Below are 18,799 nucleotides of genomic sequence, written 5' to 3'. Positions count from 1 at the left end.
CAATTACTTTCTTTCTATGAGTCAAAGGATGTGCTTTTCGAGCTCCTCCATTGAGCACATCAAAGCCACCGCCAGACGTTGCACATGAGGCACCCGGTCCCGACACGCAACGATGCCGAAGTTCAGGTGATCCTCGTGACTCACACACGTGAAGTTCAGGGGCAGCCCAGGCATGATCAGGCTGACCGGGAAAACGTGGAGAAGCTTCGCGCCATCCAGGTATTTCGGCTCTCTCAATCCCGGTACGTTTGATATGGTCGTATTGAACAGATGCTTCGGCGACTTGTTCAACCCAAGCATTACCGTCGATAGGAAGGGCCCGGTTGAGAATAAGGAGTAGGCATTCACTGCATTGGGTGATAGCTCACTCAACATGGACTTGCCCGCCTTCGTCGATTGCTTAACGTATTGAAGACGCATAGCCGGGTCCGCCACATTGGTACCCAGACTTCCGTACATAATGGTTACCTGGTTGCCAATCGACGTATCACCCGGTTTGCGAGTCGACACTGGCAAGGCAGCCGTCAGCGAGTCTTCGGGCAGCGCATTGGCATCAATCAAATATTCACGCAAAGCACCACCCACAATAGCCAGGACCACATCGTTGACAGTAGCTTCCGCCTTTTTTGCCAACTTCTTCAGGCGGTCCAACTCAATACTCTGAGTAGCAACTCGACGGTGCGGACCAATTCGACCGTTCAGTATGCAATCCGGTGTCGCTTTGAAGGTGGTCAGGCCAGAAGACGAATGACTCCGTAGCTTTTGGGAAGCTGAAAATCCTTCCTTGACCTCATTAACGACTTTCTTAACGTCATCCATCGTTGGCATTTCCGCGTCCATGATGGATTTAGGGGCAACTTTCTTCTCTCCACCATCGTGCTGCTTCTTTGCCCAAATCGGCGTTGTCAGTGATTCAATATCGCTGGATAGACTATTAACAACCAGGCTGCTGCCGCTTACACCATCCACCAACGAATGGTGAATCTTCACATAAACAGCAAACCGGCTTTCGCAAAGTCCATCGATCATATGGACTTCCCATAACGGCTTTTCCAGGTCCATTTTTTGCTCATGCAGCCATGCGATCATCTGCCCGAGTTCCCGCTCGCCACCGGGCGATGGCAATGACCAGTGACGCAGGTGGTACTCAAGATCCAACGAATAGATTTCACGGGTTACCGGCCTGAGCTGCCATCGGGTTGGCCTGGTCAGTACCTGATTCCAGGGATACTCTACCCTCGGCTCTTCTCGCCAACGTTCGATGAGCTCATTGATAAATGTTTTGCGGTCATCCTTGTCCAGTGATTCCGGGTACTCGAAGGTCATCAAAGCCGCAATGTGCATGGGCATGTTCTTACCATCCAGCTGAAGCGAGGCGGCGTCTAACAGTGGCATTTTTCTGAGCGTCATTTTGCAGCCTCCTTTCTTGCTTCTGAAGGTTTGTTTTTTGGTTCAATGTCGGCAAGTCGTTCCTCTAGCTCGCACAGGGCATCCTCCATACCAACCGCCAACTTTTGCATGTGCGGTACGGTATCGCGGCAGGCAGTGATTCCCAGATTCAGAGTTCCTGCATGGCTGTAGAAGGTGAAGCTAACGGCCATACCGGGGAACACAATATTGGCCGGGTAAACATTAACCAGGCGTGCGCCACGCAGATACTTATCACTCTTACCACCGGGCACGTTGGAAACGACGGTATTGAAGAGAGGAGATCTCTTACCCGATTGGCCTGTCATCATCCGGATAATATGGGTGCCCATGCTGGCCATTGAGTAGGGAACACGCATTTCCGGTGACAGACCCAAGACCTGTTCCTTTGCGGACTCAGTGGATTCGCTGATCTTTTCCAGACGAACCACCGGATCGGCAATATTGGTGCCCATAATGCTGAAAATCATGCCAATCGCATTACCGGCACTCTTATCCTCTTCCGCACGCAGAGAAATGGGAATGGCAGCCGTCAGGCTCTCGGAAGGCAGCGCAGTAATGCTGTGCAAGTACTTTCGCAGGGTGCCGCCCACCAGGCATAGAACTACATCATTGATGGTTACGCCGCCTTTCTTTGCAACCGCTTTGATTCGATCCAACTCAAAGCTCTGCGTAGCAAACCGACGCTGTGCGCCAATCAAGCCATTCAGCGGTGTGTTTGGTGTTGAACGGAAGGTTGTCAGATCGTCTCTTCTGGTAAACAGACGCACAACATTTCTAACCGTCTTAAATGCCGCCTCTGGAGTCGGGATGCCAAGCGGCACCTTACTGAAAGGCTTGGGCGGGGCTTGATGAATCCAGAAAGGAGGTGTCTTTTTGTCCGACGCCTTGTCTGAGAGACCATTCATCAGCAAAGAACTGGCGCTGACGCCATCCACGATCGAATGGTGGATTTTCATGTATATCGCAAACTGGTTGTCTGCCAAACCTTCAATAATGAAGCATTCCCACAGCAGCTTGCGGAAATCCATCGGCTGGCTGTGCAAACGGGCAACCAGCTGCCCCAGCTCGCGCTGCCCACCGGGCTTGGGCAAATACAAATGGCGAACGTGGTATTCAAGATCAGGGTCATGGCTTGTTTTCACGCTTGGGGCTAATTGCCAGCGTGAAGGCGACACCAGCTTCTGGTTCCAGGGTGCCTGGATCCGAGTCTCGTTTCGCCAATCCTCAACCAGTTTCGCAATAAAGTTGCGACCAGCCTTTTCAGGCAATTCGAACACCATTAAACCCGCCACATGCATCGGGGTGTTCGGCGTTTCCATCTGAACGAAAGCTGCATCCATAGGCAGCATTTTTTTTGCAAAGCTCATGATTCTGTACCGCGCTTTTGATTGTTATTACCGAGGTGCTCCCCGATGAAAGTGCATATCTGCTGTCTGGCCTCAGAGGCTTCAGCAAACCAGTCTTCCAGCAGCGGGAACGCGTGGGGTAAGTGTGGCCAGATGGCCAGTTCGGTTCTGACGCCAGCAGCACTTAACCGATTTCCAAAGGCAATGCTGTCGTCCCTTAAAATTTCGTCTTCACTCGCAAATACCAGCATCGGAATAAGCCCCTTGCAGTCTCCGTACAGCGGAGACACCTCCGGATCCGTGGCATCAGCACCCCCGAGATACCAGCTCAACGCGACAGAGAGAGAGGCGACTGGCAGCATCGCCTCCCGCCTCGCATTCAGGGATCTCGCAGGGAAGCCATGCTGCCGACTGAGGTCCAGCGCGGGAGAAACGGCAACCGCGCAGGAAGGCATGGGCAATCCCTTGCGACGAATTCGATAAAGCAGGCTCACCGTCAGGTTGCCACCGGCAGACTCACCGCCGATGACAATCGAAGAGGCTGGTACCCCGCTCTCAAGCAGTAATCGGTAAGCGGCTTCACAGTCATCAAGCCCTGCCGGATAAGGATGTGCAGGCGCAAGGCGATAATCTGGAACAAACGCGCTTGCTGATAGGTCATCACAAAGCCTGCGCGCAAACTTGAGGTGACCTTCTGGCATGGCTGGCAAGAAGAAAGCTCCGCCATGGAGCCAGAGAACGACCGGCGCCTCCCCTCCCGAAAATGGTTTTCCGAGGACATGGCCAGGAATGCGAGCGCCGTTTTCACCCCAGAAATCGTATTCGCAGTCGGCAATGCCCTCTTTCGGGAATCGGCCTGCAAACAGTGTCTGACCCCAAGCTATACGCTTTTCTTTACCTGCCATGATGAACGCCAGCAAGGGTCGCAAGATCAAGCGGACAAGAATAACCGCCCACCTTGATTTCAATGAGAGCCTTAAATAGCTTTTTGAAAATCGTGTTGAGAGGTTGCTGCTGTCCATTCGGTGTGTCCCGTGTCATGAATTTCCATCACACGATCATGCCGAAATTCACAACAACCCGGATTCTCATCATGTGTCAGCTTCTTGCCATTTCATGACATCGACATGTCGAACAGCCAGAAATAAAAAGGCCACCCCCGGGGAGAGGGTGGCGAAAGGTCTGGAAACTCTCTCTAGGCTGAGAGGCCAAATCGTTTCCAGAGGAAGACCTGGGGTCTTAATCAGTGCGTGGCATTCGCTTCCTGAAAGCTCGGAGCGTTGCCTGAATATTGCTTTTCCTCGTTGGTGGTTGCGTCCGCAACTGCTTTTGGCGCTTTTCGGTCACGGAACAACAACGCTGCGATCGCCGGCAACAATAGGATTGCTCCGAACAGATTCACCAGGAACATAAACGCCAGCAAGATGCCCATGTCTGCCTGGAACTTGAGCGCTGAGACGTACCAGGTCGCTACAGACACTGTCATGGTGAGAGCGGTGAACGCAGAGGCTGTGCCGCGTTGCTTGAGTGCCTCGTAAAATGACTGCTGGACGCTCGCACCACGGTCGAGCTCGGACTTCATGCGCTCGAACAGATAGATGCCGTAGTCGATACCACTACCCACGCCCAGTGCAATGACCGGCAGAGTGTTTACCTTTAGGCCAATGCCCAGCAGTGACATGAAGGCGTTACACAACAGGGTAACCAGCGCCAGTGGCAGAATGATGCACAGACTGATTTTCAAGCTGCGGAACATGGCCAGACACAGCAACGTTACGGCCATGAACAGCGCGCCGTTAACCCACGGGTTTGCAGCTGTCACGGCCTCGTTGGTGGCCGCCATAACACCCACGTTGCCCGATGCCAGGCGGTAGGTCAGCTCATCGTTGTCATACACAGACTTGAAAGATTTCACTGCGGCAACGATCGTCGAGATGGTCTCGGCCTTGTGATCGGTCAGGAAGACCGAGATGGCCATGGCGTCGCAATCGGCATTCATCATGGTGCTGCCATTACGTGTCGCGAACGCGACACCCTGCGCCACCTGGGCTTTGTTACCCGGCACCACATGCCACTTCGGGCTGGTTTCTGCGTAATTCTGAGTCACTCCCTTCACGAAACCGGGCAGCGCGCCGATGGATGCCACACCCGGCTGCTGGCGCAGGAAAAGCTCAAATTCTTCAACCTGCTGCATGATGTTTGGCTGCACGCACGGCATGTTGTCGCCCTTGGCTTCAACAATAACCTGCAAGACATCAACGCCGACCGAATACTGGGAAGTTACCGCACGAACGTCCTGGTTGTAGCGCGCATCGTCGCGCAATTCGGGCACACCGTCACCGAGGTCACCCACGTGCATCTTGTCAGCCTGATAGATGCCGTAGCCGGTCAGGGCCAGAGCGCAAAAGACCGGGATATAGGCCTTTGGAGTCGTAGCCAGCACACTGAGCTTTTCCCAGAACCAGTAGTGAGAACCTTTGCTGGTAAGACGGTCCAGAGCATGCTCGTCCATCTTCGTCATCGAAAGCATCGGAGGCAGCAACAAGGAGTTGGTCAGAATCATCACGCCAACACCCAGAGTTGCGGTAATGGCCAGTTCGTGCACCATCTGAATATCCACGAAGGCGATAACGAGGAAGCCAAGAACGTTGGCCGCAAGGGCTACCACGCTCGGGATCATCAGCTGCGCCAGGCTGTCTTCAGCGGCAGTGCGAATGTCAGCACCCTGAACTACATCCAGCTTCCAGGCATTGCACATCTGAACCGCGTGGGAAACCGCGATCGCAAAGATCAGGAAAGGCACCAGGATCGACATCGGGTCCAGGCTCATGCCAATCAATGGCAGCAAGCCCAGCAGCCAGACCACCGGAACGGCAGCGGTAACCAGCGTAAGCGCGGTCAGGCGCTTTGAACGGGTGTACCAGTACAGCAGCAGCGCGATAATCACAAAAGCCACCGCAAAGAACACCAGAACTCCCTGGGCACCGTTGGCAATATCGCCAATCGCTTTGGAGAAACCGATGATGTTTACCGTGACGTTTTCGGTTTCAAGCTCTGAGCGGATGTTTTCCAGCTTGTTAGCGACTTCCTGTAGATCAATCTTCTCGCCGGTTGTGGGATCTACCTCTTGCAGAGTGGCGACCACCATGGCGGACCGGAGATCGTTGGAAACAATCTGCCCTACCCAGTTTGATTTGAGCGTGCGCTCACGGATTTCCTTGAGCTCTTCCTCGGTTCCCGAGTAATCCGCTTCAATCAGGTTGCCACCCGTAAAGCCCTCTTCAACGACTTCCGAGTATCGGGCATTCGGTGTAAACATCGAGGTGACCGAACTACGCTCGACGCCGTCAAGGTAGAAGACAGACTCGGTGGCCTTTTTCAGCGACGCGAGAAATTCCTTCTCAAAGACCGAGCCCTCTTCGTTGCGCAAAGACACCATGATCCGGTTGGCGCCAACGAATTCGCCCTGGTAGTCCAGGAACGCTGACATGTATTCGTGGCTTAACGGAATCATCTTCATGAAACCGGCTTCAATGCGAAGCTTACTGGCGGAATAACCCAGGCCCAGTGTCAGTAGCGCCATGAACACCAGCAGAATCTTGCGATGACGCAGGATCACCTGGGCCATCTTGCGGGTAATACCGCCTTGTTGATTGGTTGTCGTAGTCATTGTTTTATTCTCCCTGCTCCTGCCACAAACGGATGCCGGCAGTGCTGCCCACCAGCAGCTCACCGTTCACGCGGGCAACCGCAGTAATATCGCCAGGTACCCCTGTGCGGGTTGCCGGAGCAAATGTCTTGCCGTCGTCTTCACTGACCAGAACCTGGCCACCATTGCCAAACACCAAAATGTCTCCGTTGCTGTTGGTCTCGTGGGCATTAAAGGCGACCTTTGTATCGGTCTGGCTCTGTTGCCAACTCTGGCCACGGTCTTCCGACCGCCAAACCTGTCCGCGCATGCCATACAGCAACCACGCGCCATCAGGTGTGCCCATGCCACCGAAAAACGAACCCTCATAGGGCGACTCAAGTTTCGTCCAGCTATCACCCTGATCAGCACTGACGAAAAGTGATCCGCTCTCACCGATCAGCAACCAGTCGGTGCCGGCATTTGCGACGGAATAAAGGTGACGATCAAAATAATCTTCAGAAATCGTAGTAGCGGACCAGTTATGGCCACCATCTTCGGAGCTCATTACCAGCCCGAACGCTCCCACGGCCAGATAACGATCATTCCCAAGATAAGCAACATCCATGAAGGGGTCGCCGCGGGAATGTTCAGACACATCCACCGATTCCCAGGTGAAACCCGAGTCTTCGGTGAAAAGAATGGTTCCGCCGTGACCAACGACAACCGCGTTGTCGCCCTCACCTAGTGCAATCCCCATGATGGACTGAGTCACTGGCAGACGCATGCTGCTCCAGAAACCGGGATTGCTGATACTGCTAGTAAGGAGAACACCCCTCTCACCAGCAGCAAAACTCTGCTCTCCATCTGTGGCCACATCGAAGATCGCCACATGCTTAGGAGAAATATCGTACTCAAGGGGTGGCTTTTCCCCCCAGGCGGCGAAAGACGCCGAGCCAAGCATGAGTGCGGCAGTGCCCGCACGAAATATTGAAGTAAACATGAGAGGAATACCTGTTCAGAGAATTCAGAGAGTTACAGGGGGCGAGAACCGCAGTCCCCGCCTCTGTCACTTAGCGTCCGCGACGGCGGAGCGCATCCGGCTGAAATTCGATGTAGCGTCCTGTCGCGCCGAACTCCCAGGGCTCCTCAACCTCGTTTGAAAGGTTTGAAACCATGTAGGCGCCGTTGTTCAGGTCATGCCACAGGTTAAAGCGATACCAGGGGACCTGTGCATCGTAGAACTGAACAAGGCCATGCACACCAACGCGCCACAGGTCGCCACGAGTGTCATAGGCGTCTTCAAGCAGTACGGTCCAAGAGTCCTCATCCAGGTAGAAGGTACGGCTACCATAGATGTGGCTGCTGTCGTCACGCAGCTTTGCCTCAACGACCCATACCCGGTGCAGCTCATAGCGCACGAGGTCCGCGTTGATGGTGTTCTCCTGCAGGATTTCCTCGTAATTGATGGACTTGTCGCTCAGCTTATAGGTGTTGTAAGGAACATAGATTTCCTTTTTGCCCACCAGCTCCCAGTTGTAGCGGTCAGGCGCACCGTTGTAGGCGTCAAACTGGTCCGTCGTACGCAGACCTTCAGTACCGTCGTTGGCGTTGTCGTAGGCAAGATCCGGGGCGCGACGCACACGACGCTGACCGACGTTGTAAATCCAAGCTGAACGGGTCTCTTCAACCTGATCGATCGGCTCGTGAACCAGCTGAATAGTCCCTTCCAGAGTGGGCGGCGCAGTGAACTCGGCAATGTAGTTCAACAGGCGATTTTCGGACTGACGGTCCATGTTTTCATCAAAGATTCGCTTCTCGTTGAAACCGACTTTGTAGTAATCGCCATTGCCGCGAACCGGGAACCAGTGGTAGTTCCGCTTTACGCCGCCGCCAAGGTAGCGCACGTTGTGGTTCCAGATGGCTTCAAGGCCATTTTCCGGAATCGGGAAAGGCACGTTTACGCCATTCAGGTTTTTGATACCAAAACCGTTCAGCTCAACACTTGGCGCCTTTTCCTTGACCTCTTCAAACACTTCCTGGGGAAGCGTTGCGGTACGACGGGTCTGGTAGACCGGCATCTTGAAGTTGTCATACTTCTCGAGCAGCGCGATCTGGCCAGCACTCAGCTTGTCACGGTACTGGTCCATGTTCTCGCGGGTGATGGTGAACTTCACCTGGTCACCGGGGAACGGATCAATATAGCCCTGCTCTGGGTCCCAACCCTCGGGAGGCGTTTTCAGACCGCCCGTCCAGGCCGGGATGGTGCCGTCTTCGTTGGCATTCGGGTTAGCGCCAATCGGGGTCAGCTCGCTGCCCAGTTTGGCAACCTGCTCCGCAGTGAGGTCGGCAAAGGCCGGGCCTGCGATTGCAAAGGCGGCAGACAGAGTGACTGCCTTCGATACGGTTGTGTTGAAAATTCGCATGATCAATACCTCAGTTTTTTGTTTTAGAACGTGTAGCTGTAGTTAACAGATGCAAAGTCGCGGTCGCGCAGATCGTTGTAATCAACATCGGCAAAGTAGGCGTAGTTAAAGCCGAACTTGTGCTTCTTCAGGTAGGTGAAGTCGGTGCCCGCAGCGACAGAAATCCGGCCTTCTCTGAACTGTCCGTCAAGCGCATTACCTTTCACGTCATGACCAACGAAAAGGGAGGGTTGAACCAGCATTCCTAAGCCGAACGGGTTCTGATAGTCCAGGGAGCCACGGACCCGATAACCCCACGAGAAATCGGTGACGTAACCATCGTTCTTGCAGCCTTCGGGGGAGGCATTTGGAGCCAAACAGGTGTTGGCTCCGCCAGCAACGTCAGCATGCTGACCCAGCCCGAACGTGAAGCCCCGGCCATAGCGCCGGCCGGTGAACGAATCTGGAATATCACCGCCGTACTGGAAGCCAACCTCGGCGATCAGCAACGCGGTCTGGGCGCCCAGCACGTTCGACCACAGATTCAGGCCGTTGATCTGGAACTGGGTCTTGTCGAAAAGGTCATAACCCTTGACGTTGGCGTTGGCGCCAGCGTTGGTAAAAACTTGGCCCATTGGGCCAACGCCCGCAGCCGCACCTGCAACCAGGTCACCACCGTTGAGAACCACTGGCAGATCGACGGTATGCGTCAACTCCGCTCCCACCGACCAGCTGGCTATATTGGCGGCCACGCTGATGCCATAGGTTTGGATATCTTCCGGGTAATACCAGGACACATCGCCGGGGGTCAGACCGGCCGCCTCAAAATTCTTCGTGGGAACGCCATTGAATGATCCACCAGTGATGTCGGTGGTGGAGCCAAAGCCGCTACCGGTGTTAATTAGGAGAACCGGAAACTTCGCGTGCCAGTTGATACCGTAGAGGCCAACCTCGGCGTCAATGGCATCCACCGGGAAGCGCAGTGCCACACCGAACTGACCCATGTCGTCAGTGTCGTTGCGCTCGCCCTGTGGATAGTAGATACCGTTGGCCAGATCGTCGGCACTGGAGCCGGGACCAACACCCGGATTCATGACACAGCCGGGCACATCTGGGGAAATTGCAGCCTCGGTCACCGCCCAGTAGTGGCCGCAGCCCTCGACCGGAGAGTTTTGCCACTCAAACTGATAGTAGGCTTCCAGCGATGCACCGCCGCCAAAACCGAAGTTGGCGTACAACATGTTGCTGGGCAGCAGCACTTCACGAAGCTCGGTGCCGGGACGACGGAAGGCAGGAACGTCAATGGGGTTGATGCCCTGGTTGACGCCCTGGATGAACAGGCTCTCGCCCCAGTTCACCACCTGACGGCCCAGACGCACCTGCAGGGGCATGTAGTTGATGTCCCAGGTGTTGTATACGAAGGCGTCCATCAGCTGGACACCGGAGTACTTCAGCAGATTGTCGTAACCGCGATCCGAAAGCGGCTCACCCTGCTCGTAGCCATTTGCCTGGTTGCCGAAACGGACACCCTCGTCTTCCAGCGCCTGGTCGTACCAGCCTTTCACCCGCACCAGGGCACCCATGTAATCCTTTTGCAAAGAAAGCTCGGTTAGGAACTTGCCCACGGTGGAGAAGCGGTCGCCCTTGGCATAGTTCAGGTTGCCGCCATCGGACTTGCCACCGGTGCCGGGCTCAACGCCGATTTCCGCGGCATTGGCCGCCGAATAGAGACCAGGATCCGGTTCCTGCATCCGCCAACTGGTGCCGAATGAAATGGTTGTGTTAAGTGTGCCGTCCCACTCACCTGCATCGAAACGGACCGCGTTTGCAGTCGTAGAGAGGCCAGTGACTGTCGTAGCCAGAATGATGCTGGCGGTAAGCCTGCTCAGCTTGAAAGAAGCATATCGGTTCATTTGAGAATCTCCCGTCGACAACTAGCGTTGCCTGAACGATTGTTTGTTTTTATCGATTTCGACGGTGACTAGTATTAAAAAGAGGCGCGACGGGATGTTTGGTTTGTAATGACAGGTTTTTAGCCTTTGACGACAGTCGGAAAGATGGGGAAAAATAAAAATGAGAGAAAAAACAGGATTTGATCTACTCTAAAATCAGGCCGGTAAAACACTGGAAATTAAAAAAAATAATGACTGATAAGCGTTCGGTTTTTGCGCTGGAACAGCAGGCTGGACTTAAAAAAATCATCTATCGACGCCGTCGAATCACAATAAAAGAGCAGTCAGATGATCCAGAACTCACTTCTTCGAACGCGAGCACTGCTTGGCGTTCCCGAAATCATTGAAGAGCTGGGTGGAAACCCGGACAGATTCCTTGCCGACTTCAATCTCCGTAGGGAGATGATCGACGATCCCAAACACATGATGCCCTACCCCACGCTGATCCAGTTGATGGAGAAAGCGGCAGAGGAATTTGACTGCCCTGATTTTGGCCTGAGGGTCGGCGTCAGGCAGGGAATGGCGGTGCTGGGGCCCATTGCTCTCATTGCGCAAAACTCAGCGACAGTGAGAGAGGCACTGACAGGTGTCTTGAAATACATCTGGTACCACAGCCCGAGTATCCAGCTGAGCCTGGAGCCCACCAACGATGCCCGTCAATGGGCATTGACATTCGATATCTCGATTACGCAGGGCCATGTCAGGGCGCAAACGGTGGAGATGTCGATACTCGTGGGGGTTAGCCTGATGAGGGTACTTATTGGCCAAAATGACAAAACGTTCCCGGTGCAATTCCGGCATGCGCGCATCAGCCCGGCGGCTCGTTACAGAACGGTTTTTAATAACCGGGTTACCTTCAATTCACGCTCCAATGCCGTTCTGATTGATGCCGAAGATCTTAACCGGGCGATACCAACACATGACCCGGTGATCTTGAACACCATGGAAGAATACGTGGCCAGCAAGATGGACAGCACGGTGAACTCGCTGAAGAACAACGTGCGCTCTTTGCTCATTTCTCTCTTACCCGCCGAAAGAAGATGCACGATTTCTCTGATTGCCCGCCATATGGCCGTCAGTGAAAGAACACTGCAAAGGGCTCTCAAGAAAGAAGACGTTGTTTTCGAGGAAATGGTTGAAGAGATCCGACGCGAGTTGGCCGAGGATTATTTAAAAGAAGGCGACATGCCAATCAGTCAGGTCGCTGGCCTCGTTGGCTACGGTCAGCAGAGCTCTTTTAACCGTGCCTGCATTCGCTGGTTCGGCAAGTCTCCAAAGGCCATCAGAGAGGAACTGGCCCTGTCTAAATAAACGAAACCTTAGGCTCTTTAACGGCAAAAACCGAGGTTTAATTATCAAATCTTTGTCGTGAAAAGAGAAACCATGAGCTTCTCCCAAAGCACAAGATACTTCTGACAGTTACAACAAAACCAGAAGGAGAAGCTCATGCTACCCGTCACCGTACAAAGCAACACAGAACTACTGACGCTTAACGTCAAAGACTCGCCCATATACAAAGACATTCTCGTGCCAGGCCTGGATGTCCAGCCTCTAATGCTGGACCCATGCAATGGCACCTGGGTTGTTCGCGCCTACATGGCACCGGGCGTAAAGCTGCCCACCCATTACCACACCGGTACCGTTCACTTGTGGACATTGTCAGGCCGCTGGAACTACGTAGAGCATAAAGATCAGCCTCAGATCGCTGGTTCCTACCTGTTCGAGCCGGGCGGAAGCGTTCATACCCTTGAAGTACCAGCCGACAACTCTGAAGTCACAGAAATGGTCATGGTTGTTCAGGGTGCCAACGTGAATTTTGATGACGAGGGCAACTACCACAGCACCATGGATGCAAGTTCAATTATCGCCATGATCGAAGGGGCAATTGCAGATCGAGGCCTGAAGCCTTCCGTATACATCAAGGCGCCCTTCCCTGACTACGCTGACATGGTTTCACTTTAACAATGGGTAGCAAGAGCCGGCTATTGCCGGCTCCGAAGCGGTCTCACTGGTTGGCTTGCGCGACACTGTGGTCGTATCTTTTTAAAGCGATGTTACTCGCTTCTCACAGTTCTCCGTTATCGCCACCCTGGAGTGGAATCATCCACCCGGCACCCTCGAGACCGTATCGCTGGCTACTAAGCAGCGTTGAAAAACAAGACTAAGAGGACATTTTATGAGAAGCGCTATCGTCCAGCAGGACGCCCTGAAAATTGTTGACCTTCCAGACCCCAAACCCCGTGAAAACGAGCTGCTGGTCAAATCGCTTGTTTGCGGCATCTGTGGCTCTGATCTTCACTGCCTGCATCACTCCCACGAGCTGGCAGAAAGTTCCCGCCAGATCGTCGGAACCTCCATCGTCGACACAGACCAACCTATTCTGATGGGTCATGAATTTGTGGGTGAAGTGCTTGAGAGCCGCATGCCCGAATCGCCTTTTAAAGAGGGTGATAAGGTCGTTTCCCTGCCCTTCCTCCTTCGAGAAGATGGCCTGCGCATGGTGGGCTTCGGCACGCCTGGTATCCCGGGCGGGTTTTCCGAGCACCTGCTGGTTGATGGACGCTTGACCATGAAAGTGCCAAACGGTCTCGACCCGGATATTGCATCACTGACCGAGCCTATGGCTGTGGCCCAGCATGCAGTTAACCGTGGTGAGCCGAACCAGAACCATGTGCCCCTGGTTATCGGTTGTGGCCCTATCGGGCTTGCCATTATCGCCATCCTGAAAATGATGAAAATCGGACCCATCGTGGCGTCTGACTTTTCAAAGGCGCGTCGTGAACTGGCCAAAAAGGTGGGTGCGGATGTGGTGGTAAACCCGGCAGAGAACTCGCCTTATCAGAGTTGGGCAGAAGCTGCGGCAACCTCAAATGGCGACGAGAACGGACCTGTCTCTCCCCTGTTTGGCGGCGACGGCCTCAAGCCCTCATTGATCTTCGAATGCGTGGGTGTACCCGGGCTGATCCAGAACATTTGTGCTGGTGCGCCATTTGGTGCCCGTGTTGTCGTTGTCGGCTTGTGCATGGAGAAAGACACCATGGTCCCGGCATTCCCGATTCTGAAAGAACTGGATATTCGCTTTGCCAGCTTCTACAGCCCGGAAGAGTTTGGCGCAACGTTGCATAACCTGGCCGAAGGAAATCTTGAGGCATCTGCCCTGATTTCCGATACCGTCTCCCTCGACGGCATGGCCGACGCGTTCGAGCGCCTCGCTAAGCCTGAGTACGACGTGAAGATACTGGTCAAGCCTGGCCAATAGCGGCTCATCAACAGCACGCTCAAAGCCACTGCACCGCAGTGGCTTTTTTATGTGCGACTTCCCGGCTATAGCAAGGTCAACTGGCATCTGAGGCAAACAGTCTTCAAACTGCAACTGCCCCCTGAACCCCCGAAACAAAAAGAAAGGAGTTCGGTTCAATGACGGATAAACCTGAGGTTCTTGTCGTAGGCGCCGGGGCCATCGGCAGCTTTTACGGTGCCCTCTTAAAGAGAGCCGGATGCCGGGTGAGCCTGGTACTGCGCTCCGAATACGAGGTTGTGAAAGATCACGGCATCCGAGTCAACAGCACGATGGGCGACCTGTCCTTCCAACCGGATAATGTGTACCGGGACGGTGACACCCCCAGGGAAACTCCGGACTACCTGTTCCTGTGCGTAAAGGTACTCCCGCAAACCGATCGGGCTGCCCTGGTACGTCCCTGGATGGGCAAAGAGACAGCCCTCGTCCTTATTGAAAACGGCATCGACATTGAACGCGAACTGGCTGAAGCGTTCCCGGACAATCCTTTGATTAGTTGCCTGGCATTCATCGCTGTCAGCCGGACCGATCCGGGTGTGGTTGAGCATACCTCGTACGGACAGTTGGTGATGGGGCGTTATCCCCAAGGGGTGGACGATCACTGTGAACGCCTGTCCAGCCTGTTCACCGGCGCTGGCATAAAAGTAAAGTTAACCGAAGCCGTCGTGCGAGAACGCTGGAGGAAGTGCTTATGGAATACCGCCTTTAATCCATTGTCAGTGATAGCAAACGGCGCCGACACAAAAACCATGCTTGACGCCAAGGGCGGCGAATATTTGATCAGGGCGATGATCAGTGAAGTGATGGATGTGGCGGCGGCCGATGGCTACCAGATGTCCAAAGACGCGGTTGATAAGCTGATAGAAGGCACCCGCAAGATGCCGCCCTACAAAAACAGCATGGCGCTCGATTATCTGAATAACCGACCGATCGAAAGGGATGCCATTCTGGGCAACGTGGTTGAAATTGCCAAGCGCTACAACATTGAGGTGCCGCACCTCAATACGGTACTGGTGACTCTGAAAATGAGAGAAGCTCTGTCAGATACTTCCTAGCTCAAAGTATTAAAATCCAGAAACTCGCTCCAGGGTCCAGAATGCCGCCAAGCTGCCAGCACCATACACGAGGACGCCTTGCGCTCGGGCCAGCGGAAACGTTTCGATCCGCCGGAGAACCGCAAAAGCGGCCATAATTGCGGCCACAAAAAGAATCTGACCGAGCTCCACGCCGATATTGAAGAACAATAATGCCAGCCCAAGGTCATTCTGGGGCAACCCAATTTCCTGCAATACAGACGCAAAACCGAAACCGTGAATCAACCCGAACAAGGTCGAGACGGCAACCGGGTATCTCCAGGCCAGTGTATCGCGCCGGTCGCGGATGATCTCGGTCGCCAGAAACAGAATGCTCAGTGCAATCACGGCCTCGACCGGGGCAATCGGCAGCCGGATCAGGCCCAGGGTGGTGAGCACCAGCGTCAACGAGTGGGCCACGGTAAAACCAGATATCGTGATCAGGATGCGCCTGAAATTACCGGCTATAAAGATCAGGCATAGCAGGAACAGCAAATGATCCCAACCCATGAGAATATGCTCGATGCCCAGCACGCTGTACTCGCTAACGACCGCAAGGGAATCTCTCTCTGCGGGAACCTGCCAGTTATTCTCATCAGGGCCCAGTAGCTGCTGATAGCTCTCGCCCGATGCCAGGCTCACCCGGATTAAAGTGCTGATAGACGGGTTGTGTTCTGGCCATCCAATAGTAAGGGCCTGACCGGTTAAAGGCGCACTGCATTTCAGCTGAGTGATAACGCCCATCCGCTCTGCCGTGCAGATTTCCGGCAGCGAAAGATATGGCCTATTACCCGTTACAACGGTAGGTGGCACCTGAAGCTTCACCGTGTACTGGTGAATGCCAGCGCCTGTGCCGCCTGATTCATTGATCTGGACGAACAGTGGCCGCGCATCGTGTGCGAGGGTAAGGCACGGCGTCAGAATCAGGGCAGCAATCAGCAGCCGTTTAAAGGCGAGTTTCCACATCGTACCGCTCCACTATTCCCTGAATGGCCACTTCCTGCTGCTGAATCTTCTGCCAGCGAAGGAAATCACTTTCGACCTGATGACGAACTTCAGCCAGCTCCGGCGCGCGTCCGGGACGATAGGCGTTCAATTTGATCAGGTGCAGACCATATTTGGACACGATAGGCCCCTGCCAGCGCTCTACGCTTGCTTCTAACTGGGAAAGGCCGTCTTTGAACCGGTTGCCGAAATGGCTGGCAATAAAGTCGGGTGTTCTTTCCACGTAGTTGCGGTGGTAAAGGAAACGATCACCAAAAGGCGTCGCATCTGCATTGCCCACCCTTTCTGCGTTCAACTTCTCCAGTAGAGCCTTTGCCCTCAGCTCAGGATTATCCACGCCATCTTTGATGAAAACGTGAGTGAAGCTGTAAGAAGGAGACACGTAATAATCGTCACGGAATTTCTCAAAATAAGCCGTCAGCTCTTGGTCATTCACTTCACCCAGTCTCTCGGCGACACCCTGAGCAATGAACTCGAGCTTCTGCACCGAGCGACGACGAACGATATAGTCGTTCTCCATCATTCCCAGCAACTTGGCTTCTCGGAACAGTGCCTCCTCGCGAACGTAGTCGCGAATCAGCTCCTTCCGCTTCTGCTCGTTCATAGAGGCCAATTTCTCATTTGCCTGCTCGGCGTCGAACGCTTTTGATCGATACTGGATAAACGTCAATAGAGCGCTGCGATCTACCACAATGGTGGTTTCATCTAGCTGATCTTCCTGACCACCGACCGCATAGTAGCCTGCGAACAGGGCCATGCCGGCCAGGGTGAAATGCACCAACGGATCTTTTAACAGTTTACCCAGCATGGCCTAGTTTCCTTTACCCGGGGTGTACCAGATGGGTGAGGAATAGGCTCTTTCCTGAATCACCGTCCGGTAGGCAATCGTATTTCTTGGCTTGCCCAATGCCAGGGCGTCCAGAGTCGTGTGACGCGCAGTCGGGATCTGCAGAACACGCACGTAATAGAACGCTCGCTGATCGGCATCAAACTCAGGATCGGTCCAGACTGTCACCAACTCCTCTGCGCCGATGGTATTGGTGTAACGGCCGGTTTTCAGATCAACTGTGCTACCAACGGGCTTGGTGTCGTTACCGCGATCTTCACGTCCGTCAGACAATGCAACGTTGAACACCTGTTCATGGCTGTTGCCCTCCTCGTCCAGCCAGCCTTTAACCACCTGGACCCGGTCCAGATTGGCGCCAACAGGATCTTTCACCGCCTGAATCAGGAAACGCGGTGCTTCACCTTCGGGAGCGTCCAGCAAGTCGCCGCCCATGGGTACGCCCTTGTCATAGCCGACTTCTGCCAGGTTATTCTTTTGGAGATCGCTCTCGTTGAAATCAAAGCCACCGAACATGCGAACCTGCATTCGCGGACCGGTAGTGGCATACACTTCCTTGCGCTTGAACGCGGCGAAAAGGGACTCGCGAGAGTTTTCTTCCGCCCAGGCTCCCACCAGGCCTGCAGCAGACATTGCCCAGCCGCTGGCTCCCGGTGTCGTTTCTCGGTCTTTGTTTTCCGGAATGGAATCAACACCGAACTTGCCCCAGAAATTGGGCTCATCCGCCGAAGCCAGGCCAGTATGAGAGTCGGTGGAACCAATCATGCCAAACTTGTAGGGGTTAACGCCGGTACGGTCTTCAATCTGGAGACCGCGCTTGAGCGCACTGCGGGCGTAGTTGCCTACCTGGTCAAATTCTTTTTCTTCCTTCGCACCAAACGACATCACGTGCTCGAAGGTTTCGAAATCAGCAAAGGGGTCATTCGGCGAGAGATCGGGATGAGCCTCTGAATCACCCTTTACCTGGGTTACTTCTACGATGGGTTCCCAGCGCATACGAGTGCGGGCATAGCTGGCCGTGATGGGATGACCATTGCTGTCCACGTCGTTAAACATCATGCCTTTACTGATATTGGAGTTATGCGGAATTGCCACGAAGTCCGCGCCGGTTGACCCGGAAGTCTGGTCAAGCCAGTTCCACAGATCTTCAGGCTTGCTGCTATCAGTTGTTGAATAAGGCAGAAACTGCTTGGCAACTTCTCCACCGGTATCTGTAAAGACAACACGGTGCAGGTTTGCGCCGTTTGGAAAAGACGTCCACTCCCAGCCAATGAACGCGGTAAATTTACCGGGCTCGTTGTTGTCCTCGGCAGCTTCGACAATCCGATTCCAGACGGGTTCACGCATGCTGTCTTTCAGCAAATCCTGATAGGGTTTGTCGCGAACGATGGAGCCGGCCGCATCGTAGTAAACGGCCTTTGAACCTTTGTTCTTCCACAGGTCGATCAGACGCTGCCCATTTTCACTGCCCTCAAGCAGGTCACTTTCATCACGGACTTGCTGCATCAGGCCCATGTAAGCGGCGTGATCGGCAACCACCAGGAAGTCCAAAGGACGGTCCAGCTGAACCCGGACACGGTTATAGGGATGCACTACCGGCTGACCCTTGGCGAAACGGTAAGCGGTGTCGGGATCTGCGGTTTCGTTCCCCATGGCGAACGCATCGCCAGACAAGGAAGTGTGCAGGTGTGTATCGCCCCAGAAGACCTGGGTGGGGGCTGCGGTCGCTACTAGCGGACTCAAAGCAGCAAGGGCAGCAAAACCTAAAGCAGGCTTGAACATCTGGATAGCTCCTATTTGGTGCCTATCAAGGCTGT

General features: G+C 54.2%; 14 protein-coding genes. 4 read left to right on the top strand and 10 right to left on the bottom strand.

The genetic code is table 11. The features are described 5' to 3' along the window. Nucleotides 1–21: 21 nt before the first annotated feature. From QLQ17_RS08900 to QLQ17_RS08870, 7 genes are all read right to left on the bottom strand, one after another. Nucleotides 22–1,410: a wax ester/triacylglycerol synthase family O-acyltransferase gene (locus QLQ17_RS08900; protein WP_283209234.1), complete on the bottom strand. Its 1,389-nt coding sequence runs from the start codon at nt 1,408–1,410 to the stop codon at nt 22–24. Then, complete coding sequence (locus tag QLQ17_RS08895) at nt 1,407–2,798, bottom strand: WS/DGAT/MGAT family O-acyltransferase (protein WP_283209233.1); 1,392 nt, start codon at nt 2,796–2,798, stop codon at nt 1,407–1,409. The genes QLQ17_RS08900 and QLQ17_RS08895 overlap by 4 nt, the downstream gene beginning before the upstream one ends. Beyond that, nucleotides 2,795–3,682 (bottom strand): alpha/beta hydrolase, encoded by an 888-nt coding sequence (locus QLQ17_RS08890; protein WP_283209232.1) that lies wholly within the window; start codon nt 3,680–3,682, stop codon nt 2,795–2,797. The genes QLQ17_RS08895 and QLQ17_RS08890 overlap by 4 nt, the downstream gene beginning before the upstream one ends. Before the next feature lie 338 nt (nt 3,683–4,020). Further along, complete coding sequence (locus QLQ17_RS08885) at nt 4,021–6,447, bottom strand: efflux RND transporter permease subunit (RefSeq protein ID WP_283209231.1); 2,427 nt, start codon at nt 6,445–6,447, stop codon at nt 4,021–4,023. A gap of 4 nt (nt 6,448–6,451) precedes the next feature. Continuing rightward, nucleotides 6,452–7,408, bottom strand: a complete 957-nt coding sequence (locus QLQ17_RS08880) for a YCF48-related protein (RefSeq protein WP_283209230.1) — start codon at nt 7,406–7,408, stop codon at nt 6,452–6,454. 70 nt (nt 7,409–7,478) lie between these two features. After that, nucleotides 7,479–8,831 carry a DUF1329 domain-containing protein gene (locus tag QLQ17_RS08875; RefSeq protein ID WP_283209229.1) on the bottom strand — a complete coding sequence of 451 codons (1,353 nt, stop codon included), beginning with the start codon at nt 8,829–8,831 and terminating at the stop codon, nt 7,479–7,481. Nucleotides 8,832–8,854: 23 nt separating this feature from the next. Continuing rightward, entirely contained in the window at nt 8,855–10,723 is a 1,869-nt protein-coding gene (locus tag QLQ17_RS08870; RefSeq protein WP_283209228.1) for a DUF1302 domain-containing protein, read from the bottom strand. A 327-nt stretch (nt 10,724–11,050) separates the two neighbouring features. Here QLQ17_RS08870 and QLQ17_RS08865 point away from each other — a divergent pair, with 327 nt between their 5' ends. The 4 genes from QLQ17_RS08865 (at nt 11,051) to QLQ17_RS08850 (ending at nt 15,115) form a co-directional block, all read left to right on the top strand. Beyond that, complete coding sequence (locus QLQ17_RS08865; protein ID WP_283209227.1) at nt 11,051–12,073, top strand: AraC family transcriptional regulator; 1,023 nt, start codon at nt 11,051–11,053, stop codon at nt 12,071–12,073. Between the two features lie 135 nt (nt 12,074–12,208). Next, complete coding sequence (locus tag QLQ17_RS08860; RefSeq protein ID WP_283209226.1) at nt 12,209–12,724, top strand: 2,4'-dihydroxyacetophenone dioxygenase family protein; 516 nt, start codon at nt 12,209–12,211, stop codon at nt 12,722–12,724. A 214-nt stretch (nt 12,725–12,938) separates the two neighbouring features. After that, entirely contained in the window at nt 12,939–14,021 is a 1,083-nt protein-coding gene (locus tag QLQ17_RS08855) for a zinc-binding dehydrogenase (RefSeq protein WP_283209225.1), read from the top strand. A 158-nt stretch (nt 14,022–14,179) separates the two neighbouring features. Beyond that, nucleotides 14,180–15,115: a ketopantoate reductase family protein gene (locus tag QLQ17_RS08850; RefSeq protein ID WP_283209224.1), complete on the top strand. Its 936-nt coding sequence runs from the start codon at nt 14,180–14,182 to the stop codon at nt 15,113–15,115. A gap of 9 nt (nt 15,116–15,124) precedes the next feature. On the opposite strand, the gene QLQ17_RS08845 is transcribed toward QLQ17_RS08850, so the two are convergent. From QLQ17_RS08845 to QLQ17_RS08835, 3 genes are read right to left on the bottom strand one after another with little or no spacing between them, the layout of a single operon-like run. Next, nucleotides 15,125–16,099 (bottom strand): HupE/UreJ family protein, encoded by a 975-nt coding sequence (locus tag QLQ17_RS08845; RefSeq protein WP_283209223.1) that lies wholly within the window; start codon nt 16,097–16,099, stop codon nt 15,125–15,127. After that, nucleotides 16,080–16,946: a peptidylprolyl isomerase gene (locus tag QLQ17_RS08840; protein ID WP_283209222.1), complete on the bottom strand. Its 867-nt coding sequence runs from the start codon at nt 16,944–16,946 to the stop codon at nt 16,080–16,082. Before QLQ17_RS08840 ends, QLQ17_RS08845 begins: the two co-directional genes overlap by 20 nt. A gap of 3 nt (nt 16,947–16,949) precedes the next feature. Next, nucleotides 16,950–18,764 (bottom strand): DUF3604 domain-containing protein, encoded by a 1,815-nt coding sequence (locus tag QLQ17_RS08835; RefSeq protein WP_283209221.1) that lies wholly within the window; start codon nt 18,762–18,764, stop codon nt 16,950–16,952. Nucleotides 18,765–18,799: the final 35 nt, after the last annotated feature.

The organism is Marinobacter sp. CHS3-4 (genome assembly GCF_030053415.1).
Classification (GTDB): Bacteria; Pseudomonadota; Gammaproteobacteria; order Pseudomonadales; family Oleiphilaceae; genus Marinobacter.
Note: the sequence above shows the minus strand (reverse complement) of the source record. Positions and strands in the feature narration are given on the sequence as shown.